We start from the raw sequence: 16203 nt of genomic DNA, 5'->3' as shown, positions 1-16203 counted from the left end.
CGATTCACCTCCTTCTACTGACGTAAGACCTGCTCGATATTTAGGATGCTGATTAGCCCTCCGTCAGCATAACCAACCCCCTCAATGTATGCGCCGTCTACTCCTGTAACCATTTCTAAGGAAGGTTGAATTTCGGTAAAGCTCGTGACATGCTCTACGCCGTCCACCGTAATGCCGACAATTTCATCCTTATGATTTACTACGACGATTCGGTAGATTTCGATAAGGGAATCTCGCCCAAATGAAACCTTTTTCGCAGACTAATAACGGGGACGATTTTCCCTCGAATATTCGTTACTCCTTCCATAAAAGCTTTGCTATTGGGAACTTGCGTTATTTTTTGCATTTTGAGAATTTCATAAATCTGAGCAATGTGCATAGCATATCTTTCCGTTCCTAATTCAATGACGACGAATTGCTGCCCAGAAACCTCCATATTTCTCCTTCACCTCTTTCTTAACACACCATTAGGCACTATGTACTATCGAATGTTTTATTCGACATTTTACAACAAAATTTCAATTTGGTAACCGCGAAAATGATTGCGGTATCACGCAATCGTTTTGCGTTGCCCGCAAGCCTAGGCTATCTCAGTCCTTAAACTGGCATAGGCTTGGATATTATTTTTGTCAAAATTCTATTTTTATTGGTTTCCATATTATTCTAAATTGGAGTACAATTTAAATATCCCCTTTAATTGGAGGCTCTTAGGATGATCAAGCCAACTGCTTCAGGATCCCCTTCCTCAATTGCGGAAGCGGACGTTTCCTGGAAACGCACGCTTTGGATTATGGCTATCGCTCAAGGCTTAATGATGATGGCGTTCACGAGTTCCAATACGTTCCTCCCATTATTCATTGAAGAGCTCGGCGTGCATGATGTAAAGCAAATCAATGTGTGGTCAGGCGTCATTTTCAGTTCAGGTTTTTTAATGTCCGCGATTGCATCCCCCTTCTGGGGATCATTAGCCGACCGCAAGGGACGTAAGCTGATGGTTATGCGTTCGATGCTGGCTATTGCCCTGTTCACCGGCTTGATGGGTTTCAGTTTTACGGTATGGCAGCTGTTTGCCATTCGCATACTGCAGGGGGTGTTCAGCGGTTTTTCCGGAGCAGCCACAGCACTCTTGGCAACCCAAATCCCCGAGGAAAGATTAGGCTATGCGCTAGGCTGGCTAGCATCGGCCGCCATGGTCGGCTCCTTGTTCGGCCCATTAGCCGGCGGTTTATTAGTCGATATCGTGCATAATTACCGTGTTTTGTTTTTTTTGACATCTGGCTTCGCCTTGTTGGCATTCGCAATCACGGCCTTGTTTATCAAGAAGGATTCGGTAGCGATGAATACAGGTCCGGCCAAGCAAAATCTAACGCTCCTTCAGCAGTTTAAATCTGTCCGTGAATTGACGGCGCTTCGGACTATGGTCCCTGTACTGTTCTTGGCGCAGTTTGCCGTCATGAGTATCCAGCCTGTAAATACATTATTTGTAAAAGAACTGACGGGCGATTCAGACTACCTTGGCACGGCGGCAGGCTTTGCCATTTCGGTTACTGGGCTCGCCGGCTTGGTCGCTTCGCCCTTCCTTGGCAAACAAGGCGACAAGCTTGGTTATCGGCGAATGCTGATGATTTGTATGACGGGGGCAGCTCTTTTTTTCCTTCCGCAGGCCTTCGCGCCTAATATTTGGGTTTTCATCGCTTCGCGCTTCGGGCTCGGCCTGTTCATCGGCGGTATTCTCCCGACGGCTAACGCTCTGGTGGCACATCTAACCCCTGCAAACCAGCGGGGCCGGGTGTTTGGATTTACCTCAAGTGCGACATTCCTCGGCAGCTTCGCCGGACCTCTCTTCGGAGGTCTGACCTCCGCTGCTTTTGGCATCCGTTTCATGCTGGCTTCCGTTTGTGTGATTTATTTGTTGAATGTCATTTGGGTTAGATTTCTCGTTCAAGACCCTCCTCGCAGTCCTCACCGCCCCGATGAAGCTGCGAAAGACACCTTATGAAGCTGCCACCTCCTGGAAGTCATGCCGACCGCATTGGCGAAAACAGAAAAGACCGCTCTCCACCCCGATTGACAGGAGCCATGAGGAGAGCGATCTTTTCATTTTGTAATAATGAATATTTTCCTTTGTTCCTTTCCTATTCCTCCAATTCCAAAACAGAATCATGACTGATGATCGTTCCATTGTTTTTTCCTTCACAAATCTCCTTCATCGACCCGGGTTTGTCAAAATTGAATACATGTATCGGCAAACTGTAGTCTCTGGATAAAATAAAGGCGGACTGGTCCATCACCTTTAAATCTTGATGAATAACGTCATTGTAGTGAAGGGACTTGAATTTTCTAGCCTCTTTATTGTACTTAGGATCTGCGCTCAGAACACCTTCAACACCTTGTTTTGCAACGAAGAGAGCTTGACAATTCACCTCAATGGCTCTTTGAACAGAAGGATAGTCCGTTGTAACATATGGCTGACCGTTTCCACCGGCAAAAATAACGATATACCCCTTTTCCAAATGGTGGATTGCCCTTAATCTTATGTATGGCTCTGCGACTGATGAAATAGGCAGTGCAGTCATAACTCGAACTTCTTTGCTTGTTTTGGCTTTAAGAACGCCTCTGAGCAATAGACTATTGATAACCGTTGCCAGCGTACCGATATTATCTGCTTCTGCTCTCTCGATTCCCCAACTCTCCGCCATATTTCCGCGGAAAATATTCCCTCCTCCAATGACGATGGATACCTCCACTCCCATGTTCACAACAGACATAATTTCATTGGCAATGTGGTCCAGCCTTTGGGACTCAAAACCAAATTCATTATTCCCTGCGACTGCCCCTCCGCTTAGTTTAATCAGGACTCTTTTGTACCTATTCAATGGTCACACCTCCAGAAACAATCCGCGCGTATGATGATCGTTCATACCACTGCATCAACAATGAATACACGCCACTTTGTGGGAAGGCGCTTTCTCCTCAAGAGGGATCCTTTGCTCCAAACATGGATCCGTTCTCAACGGGCACCGGGGGGCAAAACGGCACCCCGGTTTTAAGTTAATGGGTACTAAAGGCTCGCCTTCAATCGTCTTAAGGGGCCTCACCATATCGGGATCGGGATTCGATTCCAACAAAGCTCGGGTATAAGGATGCTTGGGATTGTTGAATATTTCCTCGACCGGCGCGTACTCGATAATTTGTCCCGCATACATAACGGCGACTTCGTCGGCTATATACCGGACCACGTTCAAATCATGCGAAATGAACATGACGGTAAGACCGCGCTCCTTACTTATTTTTTGTAAAACACGCAGTATTTGGGCCTGGACGGAAACATCCAAAGCCGATACTGATTCATCGGCGATTAATACTGACGGATTGGTTGCCAAGGCACGCGCGATCACGATGCGCTGACGCTGCCCGCCACTAAATTCGTGGGGGTATCGATCAATAAATTCCCGTCTCAAGTGGACCTGGTCCATTAGGGATAGAACCCGTTCCCTTTTCTCCTCTCCTTTAAGCCCAAAGTGCAGCTCCAGAGGACGACCTATCAAATCGATCACTTTTTTACGCGGATTAAGCGATGAAAAAGGATCCTGAAAGATAAGTTGTATCTCTCGACGAATGTCCTTTAATCGTTTCTTATTCAAGGTGAGAATGTCCTCACCTCGGAACCGTATGGAACCTTCGGTCGGTTCGATCAGTTTGCCTAACAGTTTAGCTAAGGTCGATTTTCCACAGCCGCTTTCCCCTACAATTCCAACCGTCCTGTTCTGCCGGATCTCCAGGTCCACACCGTCTACGGCAAAAAGCTCACGCTTGCCCATAAGCATACGGGAAATAGCTCCACCGCTGATATCAAAAACTTTTCTCAAACCTTTAATCTCAACGATAGGATCGTCATTCATCCCAGCATATCCCCTTTGGTATTTGGTATAGGGTAATGACACGCTGCCCTCGTGTTTCCATCCGTGTTTATGGACGGAGCCGCCTCTCGGCATACTTGCTTTGTAAAAGGACAGCGCGGGTGAAAGCGACAGCCCGAAGGAGGGCTTGCTAAATCACAGATGGAACCGCTGATACTCTTTAAAGGTTTTCCCCGGCGGGGGATCGAATCTATGAGCCCGGCCGTGTAAGGATGCCGAGGTGAGCTGAAGATCTCCTTGGTGAACCCTTCCTCCACAATTTCACCTGCATACATGACTGCCACTCGATTGCAAAGCTGGGCTACTACGCTTAAATTGTGTGAAATAAAGATCAGGCCTAAGTTCATCTCAGCTTGAACCTCGAGAATCAGCTTCAATATTTGAGACTGAACAGTAACATCAAGCGCCGTTGTCGGCTCGTCTGCGATTAATATATCGGGCCGGCAGGCCAGAGCTACCGCAATCATGACCCTTTGGCGCATACCTCCCGATAATTCATAAGGATACTTGTTAAGTATCCCATGGGGATCGGGTAGCTTTACTTTCTCCAGCATTTCCGCAGCCTTATGCAATCCTTCCTTCATGGAAATTCCCAAGTGATGCACATATATTTCGGCTATCTGTATACCTACTTTAAGTACCGGATTGAGAGAAGTCATCGGTTCCTGGAAAATCATCGAAATGGTCCGTCCGCGTATTTTCCCCCACCCCGCTTCGGAAAGAGCGGTCAAGTCTTGTCCCTTGTACCATATTTTTCCGCCTTTAACGGATGCGGGTGACTGCAGAAGCCCCATAATAGACAAAGCGGTAACCGTTTTTCCTGAACCCGATTCGCCCACCACTCCGAGCGTCTCTCCTTCGCCCAGCTCAAAACTGACTCCGTTTACGGCGGTTAGCGCACCTGCGTTCAGATCGAAATCTACTTTTAATTGTTCTACTCGGAGCAGAGTCATATCCTTCCTCCTAACGCTTTCGCTGACGCGGATCGAAGGCGTCTCGCAAGCCATCGCCAATGAGATTAAACCCTAGAACAAAGACAGCGATAGCAGCCCCTGGGAAAATAGCGATCCAAGGCATCAGCTCCATAAAGTTCTGCCCATCCCTCAACATTAATCCCCAACTTATGGTTGGCGGCGCCAACCCGAGTCCTAAATAGCTCAATGACGACTCGACCAAAATGGCTTCAGCAAAGTTTAGCGACAACTGAATCATTAATGGAGGTAAACAATTCGGCAGGATTTCCCGGTAAATAATCATCAAATGGCCCTCCCCGCTCATCCGGGCCGACTGCACATACTCTTTTTCCCGGTGCGCGAGAACTTCACCACGGATAATCCGGGCATAATGGGGGATAGAGCCTATCGCGATGGCAGCCCACAAAGCCGGGACGCTTGCCCCCATGAAAGCAACTAATGAGATAGCCAAGAGCCTTGAAGGGAAAGCCAATAGCGCGTCCATAATTCTCATAATGACGGCGTCAAGCTTCCTTCCGAAATAGCCCGCTAAAGCACCGAGCGGCGTCCCTATCAAAAATGCGATGATTACTGCGCCAGTGGCAACGTAAAATGTAGTTCGGGCGCCTTCAATGATTCTTGTTAAGATATCGCGGCCTAATTGGTCTGTACCAAACCAATGAGACATCGAGGGGGGCTTCATACGTTCGTTCAAATCAGGCGTATAGGGATCATAAGGTAATAATAATGGACCAATGACAGCTACCAACATACTTGAAACAATGATACAAAATCCCAATAACGCCATTTTATTGGCACTGAAAATGCGCCATTTGTCCATTATCCGTGTCAACAGATCATGATTCATTTTTTTTGCCGTTTTATTCAACGGGATACTGTTCATTTGTTGACACCTCTATCCGTTTAGCTTAATTCGCGGATCAAGAAGATGATAAATTATATCAACAACATAATTCACGATAACGACGGTAAGCGCTAAAAGCAGGACCACTCCCTGAACAACCGGGAAATCACGCTGATAAATACTTTGAAGCAGTAAATAGGATACTCCCGGCCAGGCAAATACCGTTTCAATAACCGTAGAGCCACCCAGCAAATAACCGATCTCAAAAGCCAATACCGTCGAAGTGGTGATAAACGAATTTTTTAATACATGTCTCCACAAAATCAACTGCTGAGGCAGTCCTTTTGCCCGTGCAGTCCGTACATAATCCTGCTGCAGCTGCTCGATCACGTCAGACCGCATGAAGCGTACTACTTTTGCCGCAGTGGCCGTACCCAAAACAATGGTCGGAAGAATAAGCGCTTTCAAAAACTCATTAAATCCATCCTGCGGAGAGACGTACCCTAGGGCGGGAAACCACCCTAGGTTTACGGCAAACAGAAGAATCAGCAAGAGAGCCAGCCAAAAGCTCGGAATACATACGCCCAATAGCGAAAAGCCCATGACCGTATAATCTGCCAAAGAATTTTGCCGTGTGGCCGCAAAAATCGCTGCAGGGATGGAGATCAATACAGCAAGAAGCAAAGAGGAAAGCGCCAAGTAAAACGTAGCGGGAATGCGTGATACGATGATATCGCTGACCGGTTGGCCGCTTACGAAAGAACTGCCCAGATCACCCTTGGCCACATTGATGAGCCAATCCAAATATTGAATGTAGATCGGTTGGTCAAATCCCAGCTTGACCTGCATTTCTTTGTATACCTCTTGCGAAAAGGCGGCGGAAGAACCTTCTTCTGTATAACCCAGCATAACAGCGACGGGGTCACCGGGAATTAAATGCATCAGCATGAAGACAATGATAGTAATCAAGATGACCGTTGGAACCATTTGAACCAACCTTTGAATACTGTAGCGAAGGATCATCGGTTATTCCCCCGTTCATTTAAGCCAGGTTTGTTTAAAATAATGTGCGCTTTCACTGTAAGGTAAGTTTTGGGGAGGCCCATAGTTTTGAACTTTAGTAGACATACCGATAAAGCGAGCTTCAAAAAAGAGCGGTATGTTGGCAACATCCTCATCGAGTATCGCTGCCAGCTCCTTGAAAATGTCCAACCGTTTCTTCTCATCGGTTTCGTCATCAAGCTGATCGAATAATCGATCGATCACTGGGTTGGAATAACGACTCGGTTCCACTTTGTTGGTGTAATAGTCGGGCACCATCGTTATGAACGGATCGGTGTTAATATTCGCTCCGTCAATATACAAATCGTATTGTCCTTGACGGACTCTTTCATTCATTACACCTGTTTCAAGAACTTCGACTTTGCTGCGAATTCCCGCCTCACCAAGCATTCTTTGATATGACTCCAGCAATTGGGTTTTGTTCTTTACCCCGATCAATACTAGTTCTTCGCCACGGTAATTGGCCGTTTGCAGCAGTTGTTTGGTCTTCTCGATATCCCTCTTATGCGGTGGCAGATTGGCTGCCTTAGCCCAAATCGATTCCGGAGGCATCATGAGGTCGGTCGCTTTAGAAGACCCGAAAAACACTTCTTCCACCAACTGCTCCTTATCAATCGCTAAATTCAGCGCCTGGCGCATCTCTCTTTTTTGAAGCAGGGGTCTGGAATAGTTCATAAGAACGTGCTGGAAGCCCCCCGTTGGCTCCTCCAAAATAGTGATGTCTTTAACGTCCCCTTTCTGTACACGCTGCACATCCAGGGTAGCTAACCGATCCGCCATATGCACTCCCCCGGTTCGCAAAGCATTAAACCGGGTGGAAGCGTCGGGGATCGATCTGAAAGTAATTTGATCGAGATAAGCCGGACTCCCCCAATAATCGGGAAATTTTGTGGCTATGACCTCGGATCCCGAATCAAATTTTTCAAACTTGAATGCGCCCGTACCAGGTACAAACTTATTCGGCTCCAATTTAATTTGTCCGGGCTGCAGCGAATTTGCCGGAATAATTGGCAGCATAATAATATTGGCTAAGTGGTTAAGAAAAGTAATGGACGGATTAGCCAATTTAAATTTGACGGTATAATCATCTATCTTTTCAATGACTTGAACATCCTTGATCAAATTTTGTCCGCCAGCTGCATTCTGCGGATCTTTAACATGATTGGCAGACCATACGACATCATCAGCCTGCATCTCTTTCCCGTTATGGAACTTGACGCCTTTACGCAAACGCAGCGTGATATCTTTGGCATCAGGTGAAACTTCCCACGATTCGGCCAGAAGCGGCTGGAGTCTGCCCTCCTCATCTTCAGTCAGCAAGGATTCATATGCGACTTCCTTGACAAACTGACCGGTTGATATGGTAGCGATTACAGGATTAGGGTTGCCAGGTTCTTTCCCGAGGCCAACAGTTAACACCCCGCCCGCTTTGGGTTGATTCGTAGGCTCTGCATTGGCATTAGCGTTACCAGTCGCCGAAGGAGCATTCGCAGCTTTGTCTTGAACGGGTTCGCTTGATTTTTGCCCGAAAAAGCTAAACAGTCCAACGATGACTACGATCCCTGCGGCTAATATTACCCATGTTTTCTTCATTTCGCTATGCTCCCGCCAGTGGTTGTACTCCCCTCTTCCATCATTTCCAATTGCCTTAAGAAGTGCATATCCCACAATTGAATTGGATGTATCTTTTCATGCAAGTTGGGATCTATGAAGCACGCTAATTTGAAAGCGTTATCAATCGAATCAAGCCTTGGGTATAGGCTCTCATTGTAAAGGAGCCGGTTCCGATAATACAGTGAGTGCATCACATCCTGACTCTTGACGCCTAGCGTCGGTCCGATTTTTTCTTCCATGAGACGCAGCATCTGCTTTTCTTCATTTTTGAAGAACTGGATCCCGTAACGGACGGCCCGAATCACGGCCATAACCATTTCCGGCTGTTGATCAGTAATGTGCTGCATTGTTGTTAATGTGGTCGCCACGACCATAGGCAGATATGGAAGTCGTGTAACATACAGCCCATCTTCCTGGGCATAAAGGTCATAAGGCGGAGAAACAATCGCAGCATCAGCCTTGCCATCCAACACCGCCTTGTGAGGCTTGTAGCTTCTGCCCGTCTCCAAGAAATTGACTTGGCTTAGGTCTATTCCTGCCTGTTGGAGATAAAGTCGATGATTGCCGTGCGGATGATTCGTTGTAATATCAGCGTCTTTGTCTGCGATTACCTTGCCCTTCAATTCAGCTAGACTATTAATAGGCTTGGCTGTAACAAGGACATCATCCACCCAATTTACGGTCTGACCGACATACACCATCGGTATTCCTTTAGCCCTATGCAGATACGGACTGAAATGACTGCCAAAGATGAAGTCAACCTCGCCGTTAATCAGCATGGGATCCGATTTCTTTACCCCTGCTACAAAATCAAAATAAACTAGATCGAGCCCCGCCCGCTCCCATGCATGGCAAGCTTCCATAGCGGCCATAAGCGGGTATTGAACGAATTTGGAACGATAAATAACACGAACAGGTATTAATTTCTTCATTTTCATTCCTCCTAGTTATCCATTCATTATTGGGAGTTCTTTACGCTTATTCTATTTATACGACACCTTAATGCAATGACTCCCTTCCTCTCAATTTGTAAAATCAATATAAAATTAACAGTCTTTAAGAATCTTTCGATTTTATAGACTGAATTTTATCGCTAACCAGGAGATCGTTCCGATTCTGTAAGTTTTATCCCAAAAAATGTGAAGCTTGGAGAACGGCACATAGGAAGGTTAGCATAATTTAAAGCGCTTTCAATGCTTAATTTTAAAATAAACCATTGTGTATGTATGAGCCTTTCGTGTGTGAGGTGGTATGTGCATGGTCCTTCGTGTCGGAGGTATGTGTGATAAGACAATAAATACTATTTGAGAAAAATATTATACCCTTCATTTTTATATGTGCTTCTCAACAGCCACAAGAATCATCGTGCTCATGATTTTCATTACATATTTGTTTGATTGGCGGCCTGCCCCCTGCAACCATGTAAAGCATATTAACAAAATCTTCAGGAGTTTTGTCAGATTCCAGAAACAGCATGTCAAACTCCTTCTCCGTTAAAACTCCCCTTTGAAACAGCAAATACAATAGCGGTTTTACCATATCGTTCATCCAAACTCCTCCTATGTCAAAGAAATTTACTAAGATCTCAGTATTGTAATAACATTATATTCGAATTTTTCAATCTTATACTAAAATTGCGCCGGTTGGCAGACATCTCCTTAATAAAGCAGGCTCCGGAGCGGAGCCCTTTTCAACTGAGCTTCTACGACCGAGAACCATATGATGGTGTGTGGATCTTGCTTTCTATGTAGCCAAACTAATTTATGGAGATGCCAACACCATTTCTCTTCACTTCGGTTAAAATTAAAAAACTTGGTAAAACAACAATTTTAAGAGTAGCATGGATCAACTTCGATTAGCTAAAAACTAATTTTGCTTCTCCATCCCTGCTGAAATAGACTAAGGTCAACTAAATTTTGAAAGGGAGAAATTCTTGAATCCGGTTATTGGTCTAGAACATATCAAAAGATTCTTCATGCCAATTCGAAATCACCTTGTTCAACCAGACTGTAGAAATCCTCTTTGACTTCGTTCAGTTGCTTGATAAACGGTCTGAGTTCGTCGGCCGAAGCCCAAAGATTTTATTGAAGAAAACGCTCGGGACTTAATCTTTAGTCATGCTGCGTTCGAGTACTAAGTGGTATAGATAAATCTCTCTCTATCGGTATCATCCCACAACAAATTCCTTGAATTTACTGTGGTGGATTTTGACATATAAAGAAGGCTGTCGAGACTTTCTCGACAGCCTAAAACTGTCCATTCGGACAGATTATCTATATTTTATTACATATTGAATTACACAACTCGCTTTGACCCTACAAATTTAGACCCCCAATAGAAACTACTGAGAGAATCAACCTTTACACCACTGTTCGTAGCGGAAATAAACGAATTGTTTCCGACATAGATACCGACGTGAGAAACTTTCTTTCCCGTTTCAGAGAAAAAAACCAAATCCCCGTTTTTAGGTGCTGTTACCCAAGTGCCCACAGTAGCCATTTGCGCGGACGTTCTTGGCAGGTTTACGCCATTTGGGGAATAAACGTATTTCATAAAGCCTGAGCAGTCAAAGCCATTTGGTGTCAAGCCACCCCAAAGATAAGCAGTGCCTATATACTTTTTGGCATCCTGTACGATTTTGTCGCCCACGGTACTAACAGGGGCGGGGGCAGGGGCAGGGGCAGGAGCCGTGACTGCGGGCCGGTGCCAAGCAGGAGCATGATTTTTGCCATCTTTACTAATGATGGCACCAAAATTATTTTTGTCCCACTGAACGCGGAATCCAAACAACTCACTCACGAATCGGAGTGGAACATAAACGCGCCCTTCCTGGAATACCGCTTTCGTGCCGAAACTCTGTTTCTGGCCGTTTACGACAGCTTCCGATGACCCAGATAAGAGAACCACCGATTTCTCTGGCCCTTCAATTGTTACTTTCACCTGCTGTCCATTCTTGTCTGAACTTATTTTATACCCTAGTTCTTCGGAAATGAAACGGACGGGCACCATCGTGTTTTGGTTTTTATCAATGAAAGGTTGCGCATCGGGAAACCTAATGAGCTTATCATCGACTTGAACCCGAACATTATAGTTGTACGTAGCGGCATGGGTTGAAGGGGTTGGAAAGATACCGGACAACAAAATTGTGCTCGACAATACAAGCACGGTACTAATTTTCTTCAAATCTTTTCCTCCATTGAGCCTCCGAGGTTAGTTGACGGGTTCGGGAAGAGGGTTCCCTGGTCTGCCTTAATAAATCAAACGTTCACCCCAATAAAAAATCCCCCGTACTAATGAATTCTATATTCATTAGATTCGGCAAAAAGTTTTGTCACACAATTATAAATTTATCATATTCGATACTAGCAGATATACCCAACCATTGACGAAATTCCGAACTATTTGTCGAATTTAATTTCTATTTTCATATAATTACCTTTTTTTGTGTGCTTTTTATGCGAAAAACTTGTTTTCCTTTGAAACATTAGACAGAACTGAAAAAACGCAAAAAAAGCGGCTGCACTAAGAATGCACGACCACCGTGTATGATTGACATTATGGGGCTGCCGACAAAACGAGCGAGCTCGAATTGGACTTTATCTAAAAATGTGTATGATGTTACTATGTTACGTACGCCCTAGCACCATACAACACTACTTGTCCATCAATAAACAACTTCATGGCCCACTAAATAGCAGGCCACTGCATAAGGAAGCTATCTTTTCTGTTTATAAAACTCATGATACAGCTTCATTAACGCACGCTTCTCGATCCGCGATACATACGAACGCGATATGCCCAGCTCCTTCGCAATTTCGCGCTGCGTACGCTCTTCTCCTCCCGCCTCAAGTCCAAAACGGCCAACGACCACCTCCCGCTCCCGTCCGTCTAAAATATCCAGGTTGCGGTATATTTTCGATTTTTCAATCTTCAACTGTACCTTATCCACGACGTCATCGGCTTCCGTTCCGAGAATGTCAATCAATGTAATTTCATTTCCTTCTTTATCCGTACCAATCGGGTCATGAAGCGATACGTCTTTGCGGGTCTTTTTCAACGAACGCAGATGCATCAGGATCTCATTCTCAATACACCTAGCCGCGAACGTAGCCAATTTGGTTCCTTTATCCGGAGAAAACGATTCGATCGCTTTGATTAACCCTATCGTGCCAATAGAAATGAGATCTTCTAAGTCCTCTCCTGTATTATCGAATTTCTTGAGGTTGTGTTCGAACTCCTATGTCATTCTTTTGCTGCATAAGCTTGTCAAATGCCCCTACGGACATAATGACGAGCTCAGGCTTCTCTAGATCATTACTTTCAAAGCGTAATATGATTTCGTTGAAGAACATTTCGATAATATGTCGCTTGAATTGAAAAGTCAGCTTTTCTGGTTCCTTGAGCCTTTCTTGAATGTGATTGATGAAGCTCATTAATTTATCTAAAGTATGTTCATCATTATGGATCGTCTGTATTTGAATACTGTAATGGTTTAGTTCTTGTTTGAGTTTAATGACAGTGTCATTCAATCGTTTTAAGTCAGTTATCATTTCTTCTTCCGAGATCACATCGCGCCAGAACATGAGTTTTACCTTTTCCTTCTCTTTATATCTTTGCTCGATTTCCCGCTCCAAGGTTTGAACACGAAGCTGAAGCTCCTGAGCTCCACCTTTCGATGTTTGATCGATTTGTTTTAGATAATGCTCCGGCTCACTGACAAGTGCAACAACCTGGTTCCACATATAATCTTCGAGCAGTTCGGCTCGTAATGATTGGCTAGGACATCTTTTCACCCCAGGTCCATACTTTTTTGGAGCAAGATTTGGGCATCGATAACACCGGTACTTCATTCTTTTGCCCGTCTCCTTATCAAGGCTGCCAGAGTATGTTGTTGCATCCCAAGTCCTTCCGCAATGACCGCATTTTAATAATGATTTGAGTAAGAATTCGTATGTTTGATTACCAACATGTTTATTTGTTATGTTTCTCTCTTTTTGCTTTTGTGCTAAATGAAACAAAGGCTGATCAATAACGGGTGACACGGGTACATGTAACCAATCTTCCTCTTCACGCAAACTTAGGGTCCGTTTGGGATTCCCAGATTTCGTTGTTTGACCTTTGACTTTTTTAGATTGTCTGCGATTATAATAATAGTTTCCTATGTAGATCTCAGAAGATAAAATTCTGCCTATACTGGAAGCGCTCCAATTCTTTGATTCGCCCCTCTTGGGCATCACACCACACTTTATCAATCGCTCGCCTATCTCCCTTGTCGTTAAATTTTCATAAATGTACCACTCATAAATCATCTTCACGTATTGTGCCTCATGCGTATTTATAATGAGCTGCCCATTCTCATCTTTGTCATAACCAAAGGGCGCGACACGCATAGGCATAATCTTTTTCAGTTCTCGTACCGCGCGTTCTCTACCCCTTACTGTCCTTTTCCGTATGAGGGCAAGTTCATAGCTAGCAATAGCAGATATAATGTTGAAAAAAAGGATACCTTCAGGAGATTTCTCAAACTCCGTATCCGTAAAAAAAATCTCAGCCCCACTTTTCTCAAATTCGCGAACCACAATTAACTTATCCGTAAGGTCACGGCTTAGACGGTCCGGGTGGGTACAAATAACGTGTGAGATAAGACCTTCCGATACATCTTCCCTTAATTTCATCATCGTAGGACGAATGTCAATGTCTTCCCCAGAAAATCCTTCTTCCCTATAAATGAGAATATCTTTATCAGTAAAGCCCTTTTGATAAGCAAGTTTTTTACATAATTCAACTTGTTGATCCAAACTCGTGTTGTCAATCTGCAAGACAGTCGATACACGTACATATAGAGCTAACACCAAAAAACACCACCTTTGAACATAACAGTATTCTTCGTTATATACACTTATGAAGATCAGTATAGGAGATAGCACTCTCTTTATTCACTAGAAAATAAAACCGACAGCGATTTAATCCGCTGTCGGTTTTATTTCATCACATTTTAAAAAAAGTTCTTGTGCGTTTTCCGGAGATAATTGACTCCATAAGTACCGAATCACCTTGTCTAATTCGGCTTGAGCTTCGTTCATCTCAGCAGTATTATAGGATGTTCTCTGGCATACATACGTGAATTTCACTTTTTTAGCCAAAGTCCATCACCTCAGTTACATCCTATGTAAAGCTGAGATTGTCCAATTACAAAAGTTAGATCGAGTGCTCCTGTTAGATTTATGACACCAAAAACAACGACCCTTCAACCCCTATAACCAATTTGTAGGGGTTCAACATTCAAAAAATCAGTTGGACACTATCTTTTCCTTTTCTTGATTATCACGCTATACAATAAAATAATTGCCACCATCATTAAAAGACCCGCCCATATTAACCAAAGGGGAACCATTTTTTCAAAATCATATTTCACTTTTAGGGTAGATTTGAAATATGACGCATCTGCATGGTCGTGTTGTTCGGCGATATGGTTTGCACTAGGACGGAGAACATGGGCAGTCATGTCCCATTTTCCCGATGAAGGAAAAATTAGATTAGCTTCAAACAGATCATCGCTTTTGCGCTCTGCATCGATTTGAATTTGGTCTTTTCCATTCGTTAATGTAATTTGGACTACGGGAGGTTCAAGAGTCCTATTGTTCTTTTGTGCTTCCATTGCCTGCAAATCAAAGACATGAATAAGAGTGTTTACGGGCTCATTGGCATATACGTCACCTGTTTTCCATTCCACATTTGCGATGATGGGTCTGCCATCCCCCGCGTGCCCAAAAGTGATATAAGCAAAGCTGAAAACGAATATGAATGACAAAATAAAACTCGTCGTTTTTTTTCTATTCTTTAACAAGTGTCAAGATCTCCTTCGTCATTTTATCGATATCGTGCTCTAAATCCATGTCTCGAATATTGCCTTCCTTATCGACTAAAATGAGACTGTCGGAGTGCATGAATTCTTCCTCGTTTAATTTAACAAGCCCCGATTGGAATCCAAGCGAAACTTTCTCAAGTTGTTTTTCTTCTTCACCTCGAAGGAATATCCAGCCGCTCCAATCCACACCAAATTTATCTCCATAGTTTTTAAGTACCTCAGTTGTATCCCGCTTAGGGTCTACACTTATCGAAATAAATTGAACTTCATTTCCAAATAAACCTTTTTCCTTTAGTTTATTTTGAATTTTAGACATTTGGTGAGTCGTAATTGGACAGACATCTGTACATGAAGAGAAAAAAAGATACACCAATCGGACTTTACCATTGGATTCTTGAAAGTTAAATGTACTGCCATTGATATTCTGCAAAGTAAAATCAGGAACTTTTCCGTATGAAGGCAATTTAGATTGTTGTTTCCACATCATATAAAACAACCCTGCGGTAATTAACACTAGAACCACTAGAGCGATCGTTAGCATCTTTAAAATCTTAATTTTCGTTGAAGACGAGTTCATGTTCTGCTCCTTTTGAAAAAACAGATGCCCATCCCTACAAGGACGGGCATCATATCATTCATCCTTTTAATTTCTCTCTTGATTGTTCGTCTGCTTGAATTTTTGGCATGATTCCATCATCTCTTGTCCTTCCGGAGAATTCATCATGTTCATCAATTGCATCATGTTCCCGTTATTCATCATATGGGTCATTGGCAAATTATCATTTTGAGCAAATACCATTTGTCCAATGGTTAGAAAAAGTACGATGGATAGCGCGGATACCAGCAGTATTTTTTTCATGTGAGCCATCTCCTCTATTTTGTATTCCTTACGATTTTAATCTTACTAGACACCTGTGATGA

Annotated in this window: 14 protein-coding genes, 2 pseudogenes and 1 riboswitch; of the genes and pseudogenes, 1 reads left to right on the top strand and 15 read right to left on the bottom strand. The window is 43.9% G+C overall.

The window, feature by feature from the left end; genetic code table 11:
- Nucleotides 1-14: 14 nt before the first annotated feature.
- Nucleotides 15-379, bottom strand: a pseudogene (locus JOE45_RS23280) (chemotaxis protein CheW).
- A gap of 333 nt (nucleotides 380-712) precedes the next feature.
- Between JOE45_RS23280 and JOE45_RS00295 the strand changes: the two are divergent.
- Nucleotides 713-1999 (top strand): MFS transporter, encoded by a 1287-nt coding sequence (locus JOE45_RS00295; RefSeq protein ID WP_245246525.1) that lies wholly within the window; start codon nucleotides 713-715, stop codon nucleotides 1997-1999.
- A 136-nt stretch (nucleotides 2000-2135) separates the two neighbouring features.
- Here the strand turns inward: JOE45_RS00295 and pyrH are convergent, their stop codons facing one another.
- The 14 genes and pseudogenes from pyrH to JOE45_RS00220 form a co-directional block, all read right to left on the bottom strand.
- Nucleotides 2136-2876: a UMP kinase gene (gene pyrH / locus JOE45_RS00290; protein ID WP_210022081.1), complete on the bottom strand. Its 741-nt coding sequence runs from the start codon at nucleotides 2874-2876 to the stop codon at nucleotides 2136-2138.
- Between the two features lie 54 nt (nucleotides 2877-2930).
- Nucleotides 2931-3902 carry an ABC transporter ATP-binding protein gene (locus JOE45_RS00285; protein WP_210022082.1) on the bottom strand — a complete coding sequence of 324 codons (972 nt, stop codon included), beginning with the start codon at nucleotides 3900-3902 and terminating at the stop codon, nucleotides 2931-2933.
- On the bottom strand, nucleotides 3899-4873 hold the full coding sequence (locus tag JOE45_RS00280) for an ABC transporter ATP-binding protein (RefSeq protein ID WP_210022083.1): 975 nt from the start codon (nucleotides 4871-4873) through the stop codon (nucleotides 3899-3901). The genes JOE45_RS00285 and JOE45_RS00280 overlap by 4 nt, the downstream gene beginning before the upstream one ends.
- A 10-nt stretch (nucleotides 4874-4883) precedes the next feature.
- A complete protein-coding gene (locus tag JOE45_RS00275; RefSeq protein WP_210022084.1) occupies nucleotides 4884-5777 on the bottom strand; it encodes an ABC transporter permease in 894 nt (297 codons plus the stop codon).
- Between the two features lie 12 nt (nucleotides 5778-5789).
- Nucleotides 5790-6761: an ABC transporter permease gene (locus JOE45_RS00270; RefSeq protein ID WP_210022085.1), complete on the bottom strand. Its 972-nt coding sequence runs from the start codon at nucleotides 6759-6761 to the stop codon at nucleotides 5790-5792.
- Between the two features lie 15 nt (nucleotides 6762-6776).
- Nucleotides 6777-8393 (bottom strand): ABC transporter substrate-binding protein, encoded by a 1617-nt coding sequence (locus JOE45_RS00265; RefSeq protein ID WP_210022086.1) that lies wholly within the window; start codon nucleotides 8391-8393, stop codon nucleotides 6777-6779.
- On the bottom strand, nucleotides 8390-9346 hold the full coding sequence (locus JOE45_RS00260) for an ABC transporter substrate-binding protein (protein ID WP_210022087.1): 957 nt from the start codon (nucleotides 9344-9346) through the stop codon (nucleotides 8390-8392). The genes JOE45_RS00265 and JOE45_RS00260 overlap by 4 nt, the downstream gene beginning before the upstream one ends.
- A gap of 412 nt (nucleotides 9347-9758) precedes the next feature.
- Entirely contained in the window at nucleotides 9759-9962 is a 204-nt protein-coding gene (locus tag JOE45_RS00255) for a hypothetical protein (RefSeq protein ID WP_210022088.1), read from the bottom strand.
- A 747-nt stretch (nucleotides 9963-10709) separates the two neighbouring features.
- Entirely contained in the window at nucleotides 10710-11597 is an 888-nt protein-coding gene (locus tag JOE45_RS23275; RefSeq protein WP_245246522.1) for a C40 family peptidase, read from the bottom strand.
- Between the two features lies 1 nt (nucleotide 11598).
- Nucleotides 11599-11745, bottom strand: a riboswitch (cyclic di-AMP (ydaO/yuaA leader).
- Between the two features lie 384 nt (nucleotides 11746-12129).
- A pseudogene (gene sigK, locus JOE45_RS00240) lies at nucleotides 12130-12642 on the bottom strand (RNA polymerase sporulation sigma factor SigK); the annotation flags it as partial.
- Complete coding sequence (locus JOE45_RS00235) at nucleotides 12620-14266, bottom strand: recombinase family protein (RefSeq protein WP_348632454.1); 1647 nt, start codon at nucleotides 14264-14266, stop codon at nucleotides 12620-12622. The pseudogene sigK and the gene JOE45_RS00235, both read right to left, overlap by 23 nt.
- Nucleotides 14267-14715: 449 nt before the next feature.
- The gene (locus JOE45_RS00230; RefSeq protein WP_210022090.1) at nucleotides 14716-15261 is read right to left on the bottom strand and encodes a hypothetical protein; all 546 of its coding nucleotides are present in this window, start codon (nucleotides 15259-15261) and stop codon (nucleotides 14716-14718) included.
- Entirely contained in the window at nucleotides 15248-15859 is a 612-nt protein-coding gene (locus tag JOE45_RS00225; RefSeq protein WP_210022091.1) for an SCO family protein, read from the bottom strand. Before JOE45_RS00225 ends, JOE45_RS00230 begins: the two co-directional genes overlap by 14 nt.
- Nucleotides 15860-15925: 66 nt before the next feature.
- Entirely contained in the window at nucleotides 15926-16141 is a 216-nt protein-coding gene (locus tag JOE45_RS00220) for a hypothetical protein (protein ID WP_210022092.1), read from the bottom strand.
- Nucleotides 16142-16203 lie beyond the last annotated feature (62 nt).

The sequence above is a fragment of the Paenibacillus sp. PvR098 genome (genome assembly GCF_017833255.1).
Taxonomy (GTDB): Bacteria; Bacillota; Bacilli; order Paenibacillales; family NBRC-103111; genus Paenibacillus_G.
The sequence above is the reverse complement of the archived record's forward strand: the minus strand, read 5'-3'. Positions and strand labels throughout refer to the sequence as shown.